At 57.0% G+C, this 16,928-nt stretch carries 14 protein-coding genes; 5 read left to right on the top strand and 9 right to left on the bottom strand.

From position 1 onward, the window contains the following. Positions 1-436 precede the first annotated feature (436 nt). The 3 genes from G544_RS0111390 to folA are packed head-to-tail and all read left to right on the top strand — an operon-like array spanning position 437 to position 2,194. Positions 437-1,216, top strand: a complete 780-nt coding sequence (locus tag G544_RS0111390) for a threonine/serine exporter family protein (RefSeq protein ID WP_027274725.1) — start codon at positions 437-439, stop codon at positions 1,214-1,216. Beyond that, a complete protein-coding gene (locus tag G544_RS0111385; protein WP_036023889.1) occupies positions 1,213-1,677 on the top strand; it encodes a threonine/serine exporter family protein in 465 nt (154 codons plus the stop codon). The genes G544_RS0111390 and G544_RS0111385 overlap by 4 nt, the downstream gene beginning before the upstream one ends. Before the next feature lie 31 nt (positions 1,678-1,708). Next, on the top strand, positions 1,709-2,194 hold the full coding sequence (gene folA / locus G544_RS0111380) for a type 3 dihydrofolate reductase (protein ID WP_027274723.1): 486 nt from the start codon (positions 1,709-1,711) through the stop codon (positions 2,192-2,194). Positions 2,195-2,241: 47 nt separating this feature from the next. Here the strand turns inward: folA and apaH are convergent, their stop codons facing one another. The 6 genes from apaH to lptD form a co-directional block, all read right to left on the bottom strand. After that, positions 2,242-3,075 (bottom strand): bis(5'-nucleosyl)-tetraphosphatase (symmetrical) ApaH, encoded by an 834-nt coding sequence (gene apaH, locus G544_RS0111375; protein WP_027274722.1) that lies wholly within the window; start codon positions 3,073-3,075, stop codon positions 2,242-2,244. Between the two features lie 48 nt (positions 3,076-3,123). Continuing rightward, complete coding sequence (gene apaG, locus G544_RS0111370; RefSeq protein WP_027274721.1) at positions 3,124-3,501, bottom strand: Co2+/Mg2+ efflux protein ApaG; 378 nt, start codon at positions 3,499-3,501, stop codon at positions 3,124-3,126. A 5-nt stretch (positions 3,502-3,506) separates the two neighbouring features. After that, positions 3,507-4,337: a 16S rRNA (adenine(1518)-N(6)/adenine(1519)-N(6))-dimethyltransferase RsmA gene (gene rsmA / locus G544_RS0111365; protein ID WP_027274720.1), complete on the bottom strand. Its 831-nt coding sequence runs from the start codon at positions 4,335-4,337 to the stop codon at positions 3,507-3,509. Then, positions 4,330-5,325: a 4-hydroxythreonine-4-phosphate dehydrogenase PdxA gene (pdxA, locus tag G544_RS0111360; protein WP_027274719.1), complete on the bottom strand. Its 996-nt coding sequence runs from the start codon at positions 5,323-5,325 to the stop codon at positions 4,330-4,332. Before pdxA ends, rsmA begins: the two co-directional genes overlap by 8 nt. Further along, the gene (gene surA / locus G544_RS0111355) at positions 5,315-6,652 is read right to left on the bottom strand and encodes a peptidylprolyl isomerase SurA (RefSeq protein ID WP_027274718.1); all 1,338 of its coding nucleotides are present in this window, start codon (positions 6,650-6,652) and stop codon (positions 5,315-5,317) included. The genes pdxA and surA overlap by 11 nt, the downstream gene beginning before the upstream one ends. Before the next feature lie 77 nt (positions 6,653-6,729). After that, positions 6,730-9,090, bottom strand: a complete 2,361-nt coding sequence (gene lptD, locus G544_RS0111350) for an LPS assembly protein LptD (protein ID WP_027274717.1) — start codon at positions 9,088-9,090, stop codon at positions 6,730-6,732. 290 nt (positions 9,091-9,380) lie between these two features. Here lptD and djlA point away from each other — a divergent pair, with 290 nt between their 5' ends. Beyond that, the gene (gene djlA / locus G544_RS0111345; RefSeq protein ID WP_027274716.1) at positions 9,381-10,190 is read left to right on the top strand and encodes a co-chaperone DjlA; all 810 of its coding nucleotides are present in this window, start codon (positions 9,381-9,383) and stop codon (positions 10,188-10,190) included. Between the two features lie 35 nt (positions 10,191-10,225). Beyond that, on the top strand, positions 10,226-10,753 hold the full coding sequence (locus tag G544_RS0111340; RefSeq protein ID WP_245614592.1) for a P-loop nucleotide/nucleoside kinase family protein: 528 nt from the start codon (positions 10,226-10,228) through the stop codon (positions 10,751-10,753). A gap of 5 nt (positions 10,754-10,758) precedes the next feature. Here the strand turns inward: G544_RS0111340 and rluA are convergent, their stop codons facing one another. From rluA to G544_RS0111325, 3 genes are all read right to left on the bottom strand, one after another. Further along, positions 10,759-11,412: a bifunctional tRNA pseudouridine(32) synthase/23S rRNA pseudouridine(746) synthase RluA gene (rluA, locus tag G544_RS0111335; RefSeq protein WP_027274714.1), complete on the bottom strand. Its 654-nt coding sequence runs from the start codon at positions 11,410-11,412 to the stop codon at positions 10,759-10,761. A gap of 20 nt (positions 11,413-11,432) precedes the next feature. Then, positions 11,433-14,345: an RNA polymerase-associated protein RapA gene (rapA, locus tag G544_RS0111330; RefSeq protein ID WP_027274713.1), complete on the bottom strand. Its 2,913-nt coding sequence runs from the start codon at positions 14,343-14,345 to the stop codon at positions 11,433-11,435. 116 nt (positions 14,346-14,461) lie between these two features. Beyond that, positions 14,462-16,828, bottom strand: coding sequence for a DNA polymerase II (locus tag G544_RS0111325; RefSeq protein WP_027274712.1), 2,367 nt, complete (start codon positions 16,826-16,828; stop codon positions 14,462-14,464). Positions 16,829-16,928 lie beyond the last annotated feature (100 nt).

The following is a 16,928-nucleotide window of genomic DNA, read 5'->3' as shown; positions in this document are numbered from 1 at the left end:
TTGATGACAAAGGTCTTGAATAAAGCCTACAAAGTCAATCGGAGGGAGAGTCTTCCGTTGGGGGCGACTTGGCGTAAGCCAACGACAAACCAGCGCAAGCTGATTTGAACAGCGCTTGCGCTGGCCCGTTAGGGTGAAGCCGAAAGGCTTCATAACGGCCCCTAGGAAGGCTATGCCCGACGCTCTCCCAAGGCTAATACAAGCGCTCTTCCGGCCGAGCACGATGGTAATATCAGTAGGTTGTAGTTTCGGCCGGAATATCCTCTGAGGCTGATTAGAATTGTTGTCAACAACCTGACACATATTCGCGGGTTTTCCTTTTTTTTTCTAAAATAAAAAATGCACAACGAATGCTACGCTATTTGAAGCCGTGAGAGCGTCGGTGCTATGCTTACGCTCCTTCCCTTTATTACCCTTTTTCTGTCAGGTGAAACACGTGGAGTCTGACCTTATTGCACAACGCCAGCGGGAAATTACCCGCCTGTGCATTCAAAGCGCTTTACTGCTTTTGCAGCACGGCGCAGAAAGTATGCTGGTTGAACAGCTTTCCAGCCGGCTTGGAAAAGCGCTGGGCGTGGAAGAGGTGGAAAGCTCTATTTCCGCCAACGCAGTGGTGTTAAGCACTATCCATCAGGGGCACTGCGTGACTTCTACCCGTAAAAACGTCGATCGCGGCATAAATATGCACGTAGTGACGGAAGTTCAGCGCATCGTTATTTTAACCGAGCACCGCCTGCTGGACATTGAGGAAGTGCAAAAGCGCCTGGACCACATCAAGCCGCTGCGCTATCCGCGCTGGCTTATGGTCGTGATGGTCGGGCTTTCCTGCGCCTGCTTTTGCCGACTGGCTGGGGGAAACCTGGACACGGTCACCGCCACGTTCTTCGCCAGCGCCCTGGCAATGTACGCTCGTCAGGTGCTGACGTCGCTGCAGATAAACCCGCTGATAAACTTTTTTGCCACCGCGTTTGTCGCTACCAGCGCCTCGGGCTGGCTGGTGAACTGGCTGGACATTTCCAAAGCGCCTATCGCAATGGCCTCCTGCGTTTTGTTGCTGGTGCCCGGTTTTCCGCTTATTAACGCCGTTGCCGATATGTTTAAGGGCCATATCAACACCGGTATGGCCCGCTGGATGATGGCGAGCCTGCTGACGCTGGCAACCTGTATCGGCGTTGTGGTCGCTATGGCAATCTGGGGATTTCGGAGCTGGGTATGAATCTGATTCTTACGCTGTTTGAAAATATGCTTCTGGCGTCAGTGCCCGCCATCGGCTTTGCGCTGGTGTTTAACGTGCCGGTTAAGGCGCTGAAGTACTGCGCGCTTTTGGGCGCCGTTGGATACGGCTTTCGTACGGTGCTGATGTACTATCAGCTGCCGTTGGAGTGGAGTACGCTGCTTACCAGCATGCTGATAGGATCTATCGGCATTCGCTGGTCGCGCCGTTTTCTGGCTCACCCTAAGGTGTTCACCGTCGCGGCGGTGATCCCGATGTTCCCCGGGGTGTTCGCCTATAAGGCGATGATTGCTCTGGTAGAGCTTTCCCATAAGGGCTACACGCCTGAGCTGTTTGAAACGCTGATCACCTATTTTTTGAAAGCGTCGTTTATCGTCGGCGCGCTTTCTATCGGCCTTTCGCTGCCGGCGCTGTGGATTTACCGCCGTCGCCCGAGCGTGTAGCGCAAACTATTTACAATGAAGGGATACTTGCATGATCGTTAGCCTTATCGCCGCCATGGCGGAGAACCGCACCATCGGCGCCGACAACGCCATGCCGTGGCACTTGCCGGCCGATCTGGCCTGGTTTAAGCAAAACACGCTTAATAAGCCGGTCATTATGGGGCGAAAGACCTATGAGTCTATCGGCAGGCCGCTGCCCGGTCGGAAAAATATCGTCATTAGCCGCCAGAAGCACAGCGATGAGCGCGTGGTTTGGGTTTCGACGTTGGAACAGGCGTTCTCTGAGGCCGGGGCGGTAGATGAAGTGATGGTGATAGGCGGTGGAAACGTTTATCAGCAGGCGTTAGAAAGGGCGGACAGGCTCTATCTGACCCACATCGAGGCGTCGCTTTCCGGTGATACCCATTTCCCTGACTATCAGCGCTACGCCTGGAAACAAAGCTTCAGTGAGCGGCATGAAGCGGATGAAAAGAACGGCCACGCCTACCGCTTTGAGATTTTAGAGAGAGCGCGTTAAGCAAGCCCGAACGCCGGGCCTTTTGGTCCGGCGTTTAGACGTGATTTTCAGCCGTGGTGAACGCGCTCTTTAGACAGCGAGGGCTGATAGAAATAGCGCTTGTCTTCCCAGCGCAGCCCGGTGAGCTGGCCTCCCCAGCAGCAGCCGGTGTCGAGCGCATAAACGCCTTCCGGCGTGCCTTTCCCCTCCAGCGACGCCCAGTGGCCGAAAACGATGGAATATTCCTGCGCCACCGGCCCGTTGAGATCGAACCAGGGCTTAAGCGGCGCGGGCGCTTTCTGGGGTACGTCTTTGCAGATCATGTCCAGACAGCCGTTTGGATAGCAGTAACGCATGCGCGTCAGAGCATTGGTGCTGTAGCGCAGGCGGGGAAGCCCCGACAGGTCATCGTTCCAACAGTTTGGCAGGTCGCCGTACATGGCGTCGAGAAACAGCGGGTAGCTGTCGCTTGCAAGAATCGCCTCAACTTCACGCGCGCAGCGCTTGGCCGTAGCCAGGTCCCACTGCGGGCTAATGCCGGCATGGCCCATCGCTATTTTGAGTTCTTCATCGACCTGCAATACCGGCTGGCGGCGAAGCCAGTTGATCAGGACGTCGCAGTCCGGCGCTTCCAGCAGCGGCGTCAGGTTGTCTTTTGGCTTGTTGCGGCTGATACCGGCGTAAATAGCCAGCAGGTGAAGATCGTGATTGCCAAGCACCAGGCGTACGGAGTCACCCAGCGAACGCACGTAGCGCAGCACCTCTAAAGAGTCGGGGCCGCGAGCGACCAGATCGCCGGTTAACCACAGCGTATCCTGCTTCGGATTAAAGTCGGCCTGTGCTAAAAGCGCCTTAAGTTCACGAAAACAGCCGTGAACGTCGCCCACTAACAGTGTTGCCATAGACAGAAATCAGCCTTTCGTTGTTTTGGAGCCCGTGAGAAGGCTTCGTTAATGGATCAGGGACGGAATCGCGAGGCGGAAGACCGGAATGATAATCTCAAAAGGCTGCCCGTCGCAGTCTACCATCTTGTAGTGGCCTTCCATTGTACCCAGCGGCGTTTCCAGTACGGCGCCGCTGGTGTACTGATATTCACCGCCAGGGAGAATGAGAGGCTGTTCGCCAACGACGCCTTCTCCCTGTACTTCGGTTTGCTTGCCGTTAGCGTTGGTAATGAGCCAGTAGCGGCCCATCAGCTGCACCTGTTCGCGCCCCAGATTGCGTACTGTCATCGTATACGCGAAAACAAAACGTCCTTCTTCCGGCGAGGACTGGGCCTCAACGTAGAAGCTTTGCGCTTGAATAAAAATCCGGGGTTTGTCGATCATGGTGATTACTCCTGTGCGGCCTGCGGCAGTTCGCTTCTCTGCGATAGGCTATTAGCCATTTTGCAGAACAGCTCTACGGAGATGTTTTCCGCCCGCATGTTTAAGTCCAGCCCCAGTTCGACCAGCTGCTCTGGGGTAAACAGGTGCCCCAGGCTGTTGCGGACAGTCTTTCTGCGCTGGTTGAAAGCTTCAGTGGTCAAGCGACCGAGCACGCGAACGTCTTTTACCGGATAGGGGAGAACGTCGTGCGGAATGAGGCGTACCACGGCAGAATCAACCTTCGGCGCGGGCTTAAAGGCGGAAGGCGGCACTTCCAGAACCGGGATCACCCGGCAATAGTATTGCGCCATAACGCTGAGCCTGCCATAGGCTTTACTGTTTTCACTCGATACCAGCCGATTGACCACCTCTTTTTGCAGCATAAAGTGCATATCGCTGATAGCACCAGTATAGCTGAAAAGGTGGAACATCAGCGGCGTCGAGATGTTATAGGGCAGGTTGCCGAAGACCCTGAGCGGCTGGCCGAGTTCTTTAGCGAGGGCGGCGAAGTCGAAGGTCATGGCGTCCTGCTGATAGATGGTCAGCTTGTCTTTAAGCTTTGGATTGACCGCCAGCCTGGCGGCCAAATCCCTATCGAGTTCGACGACGCTTAGGTGGTCTATCCGCTCTGCGACCGGCTCGGTCAGTGCGGCAAGGCCGGGGCCGATTTCAAGCATGGCCTGGCCCGGAAGCGGGTGTATAGCCGAGACGATGCTGTCAATGACGTAAGGATCGCTTAAAAAGTTTTGCCCAAAGCGTTTACGGGCGAAGTGGCCTTGATGGACTCGATTATTCATTACGGTTATTTATCATCTTTATTGCGAGATTAAGGGCAACGGTAAAGCTGCCAACGTCCGCCTGTCCGGTAGCGGCCAGATCCAGCGCAGTGCCGTGATCGACCGACGTGCGGATAAAAGGGAGGCCCAGCGTAATATTGACCGCTCTGCCAAAACCTTGGTACTTCAGAACCGGCAGGCCCTGGTCGTGATACATGGCTAAAACGGCGTCGGCGTGCTGTAAATACTTGGGCTGAAACAGCGTATCGGCGGGCAGCGGGCCGACAAGGTTCATTCCGCGCTCGCACAGGGCGTCAAGGGTAGGAATAATCACGTCGATTTCTTCCCGTCCCATGTGTCCGCCTTCGCCCGCGTGGGGATTCAGGCCGCAAACGTAAATGCGGGGGCTATCGATGCCGAACTTGGTTTGCAGGTCGTGCTGAAGGATTTCAATCGTTTCCGTCAGGCTTTGCGCGGTCACGGCGCCAGATACCTGCGACAGGGGAAGGTGGGTAGTGACTAGCGCAACGCGAAGCTCTTCCGTTGCCAGCATCATGACGACGCGCGGCCGGTGGCTCCTCTCGGCGAAAAACTCAGTGTGGCCAGTAAAAGGAACGCCGGCATCGTTAATGACGCCTTTGTGTACCGGACCCGTAATAAGCGCGGCAAACTCGCCGCTCAGGCAGCCGTCACAGGCGCGCGCAAGGGTTTCCACCACGTACTGGCCGTTGGCGACGCAAAGCTGGCCCGGCGCGCTTGGCGCCTTTAGGCCTATTGGCAGCAGGGTAAGCGTTCCCGCTTCCTGCGGCCTTGGCTCAGCTGAAGGCTCATAGGCGCGTAATTGCAAAGGCAGCCCCAAGAGGGCTGCCCGCTGCTGTAAAAGGTCCGGATCGGCGCAGACGACCAGTTCAACCGGCCAGCTTTGCTGGGCCAGTTGAACGGTGAGGTCTGGGCCTACGCCGGCAGGTTCCCCCGGCGTAATGACGACCCTTCGAGGATTACTGTGCATCGCTACTGCCGTTATCCATAATTTTCACGTAGGCGCCGGCGCGGACTTCCTGCATCCAGCTTGGTACTTCTTCTGAGAACTTACGGTTGAACAGCATGCGGTAAGCGCGATCTTTTTGCGCCACGTCGGTTTTGTCGACCTGACGAGAGTCCAGGAACTGGATCAGGTGCCAGCCGAAGGAAGAGCGAATCGGTTGACTGATTTCGTTTTTCTGCAGGCGCATCAGCGCGTCTCGGAAGGCCGGATCGTAAGATTCAGGAGAAGACCAGCCGAGATCGCCGCCCTGTTGAGCCGAGCCCGGATCTTCTGAGTACTTACGGGCCATTTCCTGGAACGTCGCCTTGCCGCTCTTGATGTCGTCTGCGATAGAAGCAATCTTGGCGCGGGCCTGATCGTCCGTCATGACGATAGAAGGCTTGATGAGAATATGACGAGCGTGGACTTCCAGTATGGAAATGGCCTTCTGCTCACCGCGAATGTCGTTGACTTTCAGGATATGGAAGCCGACGTTTGAGCGGATAGGGCCGACGATGCCGCCCTTTTTGGAATTTTGCAGCTCGCTGGAGAAAACGGAAGGCAGCTCTTCCATTTTGGCCCAGCCCATTTTGCCGCCCTTAAGCGCTTGAGGATCGGCGGAGTAGGAGGCCGCCAGCTTGCCGAAGTCGGCACCGGCGTTTAGCTGTTCGACCAGGCTGTTGGCCAGCTCGCTGGCTTTAGCCACCTGCTCGGAGTTCGGGTTTTCCGGCATTGCGATAAGAATGTGGCTCAGATTCAGCTCGGCGCTGCCGCTGATTTGTTTGGAAATCTGGTTTGCCAACGCGTCGACTTCCTGCGGCAGCACGGTGACGCGGCGGCGGACTTCGTTGTTTCTGACTTCGCTCATCAGCATCTCTTTACGGATTTGCTCACGGTACTTCCCGTAGTTGATGCCTTCCGCGCCGAGGCGGCTTTTCAACTGCGCCGCGGTCATGCGGTTTTGGCGAGCGATGTCGGCAATGGCGCGGTCGAGCTGGGCGTCGTCAATTTTGATCCCCATCTTGTCGCCCAACTGAGCGATGATGGTGTCCATAATCAGCCGTTCGGTAATCTGAGAACGTAAGGTTCTGTCGTCGGGAAGCTGTTGGCCAGCGCGGCGAGCGCCGTTTTTGACCGACGCCATCATGGTGTTGATGTCGCTTTCCAGAATAACGCCGTTATTAACGACGACCGCAACGCGATCGACGTGCTGCCCCTGAGGAGCGGCGATCGCATTCAACGATGCCAACGACATGGATGCCACCGACGTACACAGCGCCAAGCCTGTAGCCAGCGATTTCCAGTTTTTCATTACTTTTTTCATTTCATCATTCGCTTTTAGCGGTTTATCGTAAAAATGTAAGGCTGTCTTCAGCGTGCCGTGAACCCTTAGAAGGCCTGCTGATAAGGGAGAATGCCCCTGCTCAGCATCTTGGTTCCGCCGCGGTTGTAATTGCGGCTCAGGCCGCGAAGCTCAACGTTGAACGAAACCTTGTTGTCGTAGTCACTGTTGAACTTGGTGTTGTCCCAGCCGACGATCTTTCTTTCATAGCGAACGCCTACGGCCCAACAGCACGTGTTGTACTGAACGCCAATTAGACCATCAGCAGTCTGTTTTAGTTTCGTATCATAGTAATAACCGCTCGTCATCGACCAGCGGTCGGCAATCGGCCAAGTGCCGATGGCGCCGATTTGGGAAATGTCCTGATTATAGGCCGAGCTTCCCGTAGACAGGTTGGTGGTCATGGCGGAAACGTATTCTTTACTGGCATAGCGATAGCTTATCTGTAGAACGCGTTCGCTGTCTTTGCGGTATTCAGCGACGGCGTTGGCAACCGAAATGGTATCGAGGCGCGTATCGTACTGAACGCCGCCGCGCAGCCCCGTAGTCGGACTGATTTTCCAAAACGTGTCGCCGGCCCAGATAACGCTGCCCGTATCGCTGTCCTTGTCCATGCTGGTGCTGTTAGTGTTTGTATCATCACCAATGCGTGGTTTTTCAAAATAATAAATCTGGCCGATAGAGGCGTTAAAACGCTCGTTTTGCCCTTCATCGTAAACCCGGGTCGTTAACCCCGTAGTAACCTGATTGGCGGAGGATATGCGGTCAAGCCCGCTGTAGGCGCGATCGCGGAACAGGCCGGTATAGTCGAACTGCAGCAGCGTCGAGTCGTAAATATTGATGTCGCTTTGGTCTTTATACGGGACGTATAGATACTGAACGCGAGGCTCTAGCGTTTGAGTATAGTCCTGCCACATGTCGATAGGCCTGTCGAAAACCACCTTGCCGGAGACTTTGTACTGCGGCAGCACGCGGTTAACGGAATCCTTAAGCTTGGTATTCGTGTTGCTGTCGGGAATATCCTGATCGTAATGGGTCGCCATCAGCTTGACTTCGCTGTCGATGCTGCCCCAGCGGTTGGCCAGCGGCAGGCTGAGCGTCGGCTCGAGGTGGGCGCGCACCGCTTTCGGATTGCTGGCGTTTTCGCTGGTAAATTTGGCGACCTGCGCATAGGTATGAAGATCTAATCCACCCAGATCGTACATATACTGGTTAAAGTCTACCTGAGGCTCGGCGCGGTAGGCGTTAGCGTTGCCCCCTTGGTCGAAAATTTGGAACTTCTTCATCGCAGCGGTCACGTTCCAGCTTTGGGCGGCGTAGCCGACGCTGTATTTTTGCGTAGCGTAGCCGTCGGTGCTGGAACCGTATTCGCTATCGAAATCGCTCAGATAGCGGTAGTCGCTCAGCTTGGTATAGTCGACGTTAAAGCGCCAGTGCTGGTCCATGACGCCAGAGTGCGCCCAGTAGAATAGCCAGCGGTCGCTGTTGTCTTCATTGGGATAATCGGATGAGAACTTATTGTCGCCCTTAAGCCAGTCGAACTCCATCAGGCCGGCGCCCGGCGCCAGCAGGTAGCGGAATTCGTTTTGGTACTGCATGCCGCGTTCGGCGATGTAGTGGGGCGTAATGGTGGCATCGAAGTTGGGCGCAATGTTCCAGTAGTACGGCAGTGCGAACTCAAAGCCGCTGTTGTTGCTGAACTTTGCGTTGGGCAACAGGAAGCCGGAGCGGCGCTTGTTGCCGGTCGGGAACTGTAAATAGGGGCTATAGAAAACGGGGACCGGCCCTATTTTAAATCGGGCGTTCCAGATTTCCGCCAGCTCTTCTTCGTTGTCGTGGATGATTTCCGAACCGACGAGGCTCCAGCTGTTATCGCCGGGAAGGCAGGAGGTAAAGGTGCCGTTTTCAAGGATCGCGTAGCGGTTCGCTTCCCGCACTTTCATCACGTCGGCCTGTCCGCGCCCCTGGCGGCCTACCATTTGATACTGCCCCTCATAGAGGTCGGTATCTTTGGTATTCAGGTTCGACCACGCCTTGGGGCCGCTCAGCTTGATCATGTTGTCGTCATACTTGACGTTGCCGGTAGCCGTGACGGTACGAAGCGGATCGGGCTGCCCTTCCTGAGGCGTCTGGTGCACTTCAGCCTGATCGGACGTCATCAGGCGGTTACCCTGCTCAATAATGACGTTACCCGTAAAGACGGCGCTGGCGGGGTAGTTTACCTGACTGTCGTCGGATTCAATATGAACCGGCAGGCTGTTCGGATCCCCTGAAACCAGAGGGCGCTCGTACATAGGAACGCCGAGCATACACTGTTCGGCTAGCGGGTTGGTGTCGGCCAAGGCGTTCTGGCTGTATAAAGCCATCCAAATGGTGGAGGCCAGCAGAGTAGGGTAACGTTTTTTCATGCGTTTCGTCTTGATATTCCATCTGTTGCGGCTGTACCCGATAGTCCTTCGAGCTACGCGGTATTAGCGAATTCTACCTGTTTTATTCGGCATAGGGACAGCAAAAACCGCCCGAAAAAGTAGCTCGAACACTTCCAAGTATAAATATTAGCAGAAGCAAATCTCGTGAGAGTAGCCTACTCCCCGCTGTTACTCCAGCGTTAAATCTTATCATCACCGTTAGGCGGTTCAATCTTTGACGAGTATGATAATGCAATTTGCAGTTTGCAGCATGGTCAATTGAGGGTGATATGCAGTATTGGGGTAAAATTCTGGGCGTTCTGCTGGGGATCGTCTCCGGCGGCGGATTTTGGGCGATTCTTTTAGGCCTTATCGTTGGCCATATGATTGATAATGCCAGAAATGTCCGCCGTGGAGGTTTTTTTGCTAACCAGCAGGCGCGGCAGGCGCTGTTTTTCCGAACGACGTTCCAGGTCATGGGGCACTTGACCAAGTCCAAGGGGCGAGTGACGGAAGTGGATATTAAAAACGCCTCGATCATCATGAACAGAATGCAGCTGTTTGGCTCACGCAGAGAAGACGCCCAACAGGCGTTTCGCGAGGGTAAACAAAGCAGCTACCCGCTGCGGGCAAAGCTTAAGGAATTTCGAACCGTTTGCTTTGGGCGTGCAGACCTGTTGCGCATGTTTTTAGAGATTCAGCTGCAGGCGGCTTTTGCCGACGGCGTGCTGCACCCCAACGAGCGTCAGGTGCTGCACGTTATCGCCGAAGAGCTTGGCATTTCCCGGGTACAGCTCGACAGGCTGTTGGATATGATCCAAAGCGGTCGGCAGTTCGGCGGCGGCTGGCAGGGGCAGCAGGGCGGCTATAGCGCCCATTCCGGCCCGACGCTGGAGGATGCCTGCAGCGTGCTGGGCGTTAAGCCGGAAGACGATGCGGCCACCATCAAGCGCGCTTACCGCAAGCTGATGACGGAACACCACCCCGATAAGCTGGTTGCCAAAGGGCTGCCGCCTGAGATGATGGAAATCGCCAAGCAGAAGGCGCAGGAAATTCAGGCCGCTTACGATCTCATCAAGCGGGAGAAGGGGTTTAAATAGTAAGTCCAGCCCTACGTTGAGGAGCCTTTATCGACATGATGACGCGAGAAAATCTGTTACTTATCTTCAGCGGGCTGCCGGGCGTAGGAAAAAGTACGATAGCCAAGGCGCTGGCGGCCCGCACGCAGGCGGTCTATTTACGAATTGACTCTGCGGAGCAGGCGATTCGCCGCTCGGACGTGCTCAGAAACGACGTGGGCATTGCCGGATATGAGGTTTGCTGTGCGCTGGCGAAGGATAATCTGGCGTTAGGCCACTGCGTGATCGCAGACTGCGTCAACCCCGTTGACTGGTCCCGCATGCGCTGGCGGGAAATTGCCCAAGAGGCGGGCGTTGTGTCGTTGGACGTGGAGTTTGTCTGTAGTGACGAAGATGAGCACCGCCAGCGGGTTGAAGCCCGTCGGTCGGAAGTGCCCGGGCTGGTGTTGCCGACCTGGCGACAGATTATGCACGAAAGAGAATATTGGCCCTGGAAAGAGCCTCGCATTGTTATTGATACCGCAGGTAAGGGCGTTGACGCGTGTATTGATGAACTTTTAACTCACCTGAAGGCCTGTGACTGACGGCCTTAAAACTCCGCCTCGCACGTAAAATGCATCGACCCGCCGAACTTCGGGTGGGTAATCCACAGCTCGCGGGCGTGCAGCAGCAGTCGGGGCGCCATGGCTTTGGCTTCCGGATGGGCGTAGAACTTGTCTCCCAGAATAGGATGGCCCAGCGCCAGCATATGCACCCTCAGCTGGTGAGAGCGGCCGGTGATGGGCATAAGCAGGACGCGCGTGGTGCCGTCGGCGTCCCGGCTCAGCACGCGATACTCGGTTTGCGCGCTTTTGCCGGTTTCAAAACAGACCTTTTGCTTCGGCCTATTAGGCCAGTCACAGATCAGCGGCAGGTCAACCAGCCCTTCATCTTTTTCCAAATGGCCCCACACGCGGGCCAGATAGCTTTTTTTCGGTTCCCGTTCGCGGAACTGGCGTTTAAGCTCGCGCTCCGCGGCCTTAGTGAGCGCGACGGCCATCACGCCGCTGGTGGCCATGTCCAGCCGGTGGACGGACTCAGCGGCGGGGAAGTCGCGCTGAACGCGCGCCATGACGCTGTCGCGGTGCTCCGGGGCCTTGCCCGGCACCGACAGTAAACCGCTCGGCTTGTTGACCACGATGATGTGGTCGTCCCGGTACAGAATGTGAAGCCAGGGTTCGGTTGGCGGAGCGTAGTGTTCCATCATGGCGCAAGTCTCTCTGGTTACTGGTGCGTGACGACAATCATGCGCAGCGCGTCGAGCCGCCAGGTCGCCTGTTCCAGGCAGAGCAGGCTCTGCTGGCGAGTTTGCTCAATCGCCTCAAGCTCATCGTCCCGAATGGTCGGGTTAACCGCCTTCAGGGCGTTCAGGCGGCTGAGCTCCTGCGTCAGCGTGTCGTCGGCTTCGCGGCGAGCTGCTTCGATAAGCGCTGCCGCACGCTCTGCTATCGCGCTTTCTCCGAGCTGCAAAACTTCATAAATGTCCTTTTGAACGGCGTTAACCAGCTTGCTGCCGGTGTGGCGATTAACGGCGTTAAGCTGACGGTTGAAGCTTTCAAACTCGACGCTGTCGGCCAGATTGTTGCCCTTGCGGTCAAGCAGCAGGCGGACCGGCGTCGGCGGCAGGAAGCGGGTAAGCTGCAGGTTCTTGGGCGCCTGCGCCTCCACCACGTAAATCAGCTCCATCAGCATGGTGCCGACCGGCAGCGCCTTGTTTTTCAACAGAGAAACGGCACAGCTGCCGGTATCGCCGGACAGGATAAGGTCGAGGCCGTTGCGAACGATCGGGTGTTCCCAGCTGATAAACTGGGCATCCTCGCGGGACAGCGCGATGTCTCTGTCGAAGGTAATCGTACAGCCGTCCTGCGGCAGGCCGGGGAAGTCCGGCACCAGCATGTGGTCAGACGGCGTCAGGATCATCAGATTGTCGCCGTCGTCGTCCTGATTGATGCCGATGATGTCGAACAGGTTGAGCGTAAAGCCGACCAGGTCGACGTTGTTGTCCTGCTCGCCGATGGCGCCGGCCAGCGTCTGCGCCTTCTCGCCGCCGTTAGAGTTCATTTCGAGCAGGCGGTCGCGGCCGTTTTCCAACTGGGCCTTCAGGCTCAGGTGCTTTTCGCGGCTGCGGGCGATGAAGTCGTCAAAGCCTTCCTGTACTGACGGCTCCGCCAGATAGCCCATCAGTTCGTCGCGCACGGCGTCATACACAGGGCGGCCGGTCGGGCAGGTGTGTTCAAAGGCGTCCAGCCCTTCGTGGAACCAGCGGATAAGAATGGCCTGCGCGGTATTTTCCAGATAGGGCACCATGATTTGAATGTCGCGGCTTTGGCCTATGCGGTCCAGACGACCGATGCGCTGTTCCAGCAGGTCAGGGTTAAACGGCAGGTCAAACATCACCAGCCGGTTGGCGAACTGGAAGTTACGGCCTTCAGAGCCGATTTCAGAGCACAGCAGCACCTGAGCGCCGTTGTCCCGTTCGGCGAACCAGGCGGCGGCGCGATCGCGCTCAACCAGAGACAACCCTTCGTGGAAGACCGCCGCGTAGATGCCTTCTCGCTCGCGCAGCACCTGCTCCAACTGTAGGGCCGTTGCGGCCTTGGCGCAGATAACCAGCACCTTTTCCTGACGGTTCTGCTTTAAATAGTCGATAAGCCACTGCGCGCGCGGGTCAAAGTTCAGCCAACTGATGCCGTCGCCTTCCAGCGACTGAAAAATTTGCTCCGGATAAAGCATGTCGTGCGCGCGAGAAGAGAGCGACGCCGAGCCGTTCATCATGCGGGCGACCTTGAAGGCGGTCTGGTACTGCGCCGGGAGCGGCAGCTTGATTTGGTGCAGGTAGCGCAGAGGAAAGCCTTTCACGCCCTGGCGGGTATTGCGAAACAGCACGCGGCTGGTGCCGTGCCTGTCCATCAGCATGGTCACCAGCTCCTGGCGGGCGCTTTCGCCTTCGTCGCCTTTCAGATTCGCCGCCTTGAGCAGCGGTTCGATGTCCTGCTCGCTTATCAGCTCGCCGAGCGCGTTGAGGGCGTCATTGTTCAGCGTTTCGCCGCTGACCAGCAGGCTAACGGCGTCAGCGACCGGCTTATACTTTTGCTGCTCGGCGACGAACTCCCGGTAGTCGTGGAAACGGTTTGAGTCCAGCAGGCGCAGGCGCGCAAAGTGGCTCTCCTGACCAAGCTGTTCCGGCGTGGCGGTTAACAACAGCACTGAAGGGATCTGCTGCGCCAGTCGCTCGATGATTTGATACTGAACGCTGGGCTCGGCCTCGTTCCACTCAAGGTGGTGCGCTTCGTCGACGATAAGCATGTCCCAGCCGGCGTCAACCAGCTGCGCCTGCTGTTTTGCGTCGAGCTGGCAAAGGAAGTCCAGCGAGCAGATGACCAGCTGTTCCGATTCAAACGGGTTTTCTGATTCCTGCCGCGTTTCGTCATAAATGCGAGAGTGGTCAAACAGCGAAAAGTGCAGGTTGAAGCGCCTGAGCATTTCGATAAGCCACTGGTGCTGGAGAGTCTCCGGCACCACGATCAGAACGCGATCGACGCGACCCACCAGCAGCTGCTGGTGAATAATCATACCGGCCTCGATGGTTTTCCCCAGACCAACCTCATCGGCCAGCAAAACGCGCGGCGCGTGGCGGCGTCCCACTTCGTGTGCGATATGCAGCTGATGGGGGATAAGGCTTGCGCGAACGCCGCACAGGCCGCTCCACGGCATGCGAAACTGTTCGCTTTGATACCTTCTGGCGCGATAGCGCAGGCAAAAGCGGTCCATGCGGTCAATCTGACCGGCAAACAGCCTGTCCTGCGGTTTACTGAAGGTCAGCTTGCTGTCGAGCATGATTTCCCGCAGGGATACGACGTCCTCATCCCCGTCCGTTCTGCGGCCCAGATAGGTCAGAACGCCGTCCGTCTCTTTGACCTCGTCAACGATAAGCTGCCAGCCTTCATGGCTGGTCACGCGGTCGCCTGGGTTGAACATGACGCGAGTGATGGGGGCATCTTTACGAGCGTAGAGGCGGTTTTCGCCAATGGCGGGGAACAGCAGGGTAACCGTGCGCGCGTCTGTTGCGACGACCGTTCCCAGTCCTAAATCACTTTCCGTGTCACTAATCCAGCGTTGACCTACAGTAAAAGGCATATATCTATCGGCTTCTTAATGGTGGTTGACTCTCGCCATCGGGGAGGCCGCCGCACAAATTGGCGGCAAGGCGAGGCGTATAAAAATAAGGGCGCTATGGTAATGATCGGAAGTCGTTAAAACAAGCCCATTTGCCCGGTAATCAGCGAATCAAAATTATCGTGCATAAACGGCAGGATTGCATCCGCAATCGGCGCAAGCTGGCGCGAAATATAGTGTTGATAGTCGATGGGGGAGCGCAGGATTTCCAGCGGTTCAGGGCCCTGTAGGGTTATCAGGTAACGAATGACGCCGCCGTTTTGGTATTGCAGCGGCCTGCCGTGCGCCTGATTGTAGTCGTCCGCCAGCCGGGCCGCGCGCGCGTGCGGCGGCACGTTTTTCTGATAGTCGGCCAGCCGACGGCGCAGGCGCTTGCTGTAAATCAGCCGATCGTCGAACTCGCCGGCGAGCGTTTTCGCCACGTAGTCGCGAACGAACGATTGATAGGGAAGCCCGTGGAAAATGCGCGAATAGAGCTCCTGCTGAAAATGCTGCGCCAGCGGGGTCCAGTCGGTGCGAACCGTTTCCATTCCCTTATAGACGATTTCATCGCTGCCGTCGTCATGAACGATGAGCCCGGCGTAGCGCTTTTTGCTGCCCTCTTCGGCGCCGCGGATGGTGGGCATCAGGAATCGGTTGAAGTGGGTTTCAAATTCAAGCTCCAGCGCTGAGTCTAGCCCCATGTTCTCTTTGAGCGTTCTGGCCCACCACTGGTTGACGTGGGCGACGAGCTCTCGGCCAATCTTTTGCGCCCGTGCGTTGTCGTGCTTTTCCTTAAGCCAGACAAAGGTTGAATCGGTATCGCCGTAGATGACGTCAAAGCCCCGTTCCTCAATCAGTTCGCGCGTTTTTAACATAATTTCATGACCCCGCAGGGTAATTGACGATGCCAGGCGAGGGTCGAAAAAGCGGCAGCCGCTGGAGCCCAGCACGCCGTAGAAGGCGTTCATGATGATTTTCAGCGCTTGAGAAAGCGGCCTGTTGTTTTGCCGCTTGGCCTCTTCCCGCCCCTGCCAAATCCCTTTAACGATATCGGGCAGGCAGTGTACGCTGCGGGAAAAGCGCGCCTGCCTGAAGCCGGCGACGGTGTCGACATCGTCCGGATTGAGCGTGCCCTCAATCAGCCCGACCGGATCGATAAGAAAGGTGCGGATGATGGATGGATACAGGCTCTTGTAGTCCAGCACTAACACCGAGTCGTACAGGCCGGGCGTGGACGACATGACGTAGCCGCCGGGGCTGTGTTCTTCCGGCAGGCGGCCCAGGCTCGGCGCCACGAAGCCGATGCGGTGCATGCGCGGCAGATAGAGGTGGCTGAAGGCGGCGACGGAGCCGCCGCTGCGGTCGGCGGCAAGCCCGGTGACGGTTGCGCGCTCCAGCAAAAAAGGAAACATTTGGGTTTTTTCAAAGATGCGCGCCACCAGCACGCAGTCCATCAGGTTGTAGTAGGCGAGAGCCGGCTTGTCCTCCCGAAACATGCGGTTGATTTCGTCCATGCGCTGATAGGGATTATCAATCGCCTTGCCTTCATTGAGCAGTTCGCGGGAGACGTTTTCCAGGCTGAACGAGGGGAAGTTCCAGGTCGCGCTTTTTAGCGCCTCGATGCCGTCGATGATAAGCCTGCCGCTGGCTGAGGCAAAAAAGTGGCCCTGTTTGAAGCCGTGCTCGCGCCACTCAAGCGCGCTTGCTCCTCGGCCAAAAAGCAGCGGAACGCGATAGCGCTCGGCGTGCTTTTGCAGCACCTGAAGATCGAACTGCACCAGATTCCAGCCGATAATGGCGTCGGGATCGTGCTCCGCTAGCCACTGATTGAGCTTTTGCAGCATCAGCGGGCGGCTGGCGACGTATTCCAGGCTAACGCCCTCCGGCTGCCGCTCGTCGCTTTGCGGCCCCAGCATGTAGACCTGGCTTTGCCCGCAGCCGTAGAGCCCTATGGAGTAAAGTTCTCCGCGCTCGGAGGTTTCGATATCCAGCGAAACAAAGCGAAGGGCGGGGCGATAGTCGGGCGCGGGCTTAAGGCGGGCGCAGCGAAGGCTGCCGTCGGCGGCTTTGTCGCCCTGAAACGAGACGGGAGCGGTAATAAAGCGCTCCATCAGGTAGCGTTCGTGCGGGCGAACGTCGGCTTCGTACACGGAAATACCGGCTTCCTCCAGCTGCTTTTCCAACCTTTGCAGCTGACGGTATTGGCTACAGTATAATCCGTCGACCGGACGACGCTGGAAGTCCCGCATCGTGAGCGGCCTTATCCGGCAGCCGCGCTCGCTGGCTATAAGAGCCTCAACGGCGGAACGCCTGTCTGTGGGAACGAAGGCAACGGCCTGCTGGAGCGGCAGGCGCAGTCGAACCGGCCCGCTGTCGGTCGCCAGCCAGTAGTCAATCTCAATCCCCGCGGGGGTGTCCCGCCAGTGTCGAGTAAGAATAAAACCCCGTTGCGCCGTGCTCACGCCCTATGCCTTTTATCGTCGTAAAATATGCTTATGCGAATAAAGCCTAACATGTATATCCATACAGGCGTTAACGCTTTTGGACGCGTCCGATACCGTC

This window comes from Leminorella grimontii ATCC 33999 = DSM 5078, from assembly GCF_000439085.1.
Classification (GTDB): domain Bacteria; phylum Pseudomonadota; class Gammaproteobacteria; order Enterobacterales; family Enterobacteriaceae; genus Leminorella; species Leminorella grimontii.
This window is presented reverse-complemented; position numbering and strand designations above follow the sequence as displayed.

Bases quoted from the DNA above. Each gene is read 5' to 3' on its own strand.
- G544_RS0111385 (WP_036023889.1), top strand. From the start codon at position 1,213: ATGAATCTGATTCTTACGCTGTTTGAAAATATGCTTCTGGCGTCAGTG.
- folA (WP_027274723.1), top strand. From the start codon at position 1,709: ATGATCGTTAGCCTTATCGCCGCCATGGCGGAGAACCGCACCATCGGC.
- apaH (WP_027274722.1), bottom strand. From the start codon at position 3,075: ATGGCAACACTGTTAGTGGGCGACGTTCACGGCTGTTTTCGTGAACTT.
- apaG (WP_027274721.1), bottom strand. From the start codon at position 3,501: ATGATCGACAAACCCCGGATTTTTATTCAAGCGCAAAGCTTCTACGTT.
- rsmA (WP_027274720.1), bottom strand. From the start codon at position 4,337: ATGAATAATCGAGTCCATCAAGGCCACTTCGCCCGTAAACGCTTTGGG.
- pdxA (WP_027274719.1), bottom strand. From the start codon at position 5,325: ATGCACAGTAATCCTCGAAGGGTCGTCATTACGCCGGGGGAACCTGCC.
- surA (WP_027274718.1), bottom strand. From the start codon at position 6,652: ATGAAAAACTGGAAATCGCTGGCTACAGGCTTGGCGCTGTGTACGTCG.
- lptD (WP_027274717.1), bottom strand. From the start codon at position 9,090: ATGAAAAAACGTTACCCTACTCTGCTGGCCTCCACCATTTGGATGGCT.
- djlA (WP_027274716.1), top strand. From the start codon at position 9,381: ATGCAGTATTGGGGTAAAATTCTGGGCGTTCTGCTGGGGATCGTCTCC.
- G544_RS0111340 (WP_245614592.1), top strand. From the start codon at position 10,226: ATGATGACGCGAGAAAATCTGTTACTTATCTTCAGCGGGCTGCCGGGC.
- rluA (WP_027274714.1), bottom strand. From the start codon at position 11,412: ATGGAACACTACGCTCCGCCAACCGAACCCTGGCTTCACATTCTGTAC.
- rapA (WP_027274713.1), bottom strand. From the start codon at position 14,345: ATGCCTTTTACTGTAGGTCAACGCTGGATTAGTGACACGGAAAGTGAT.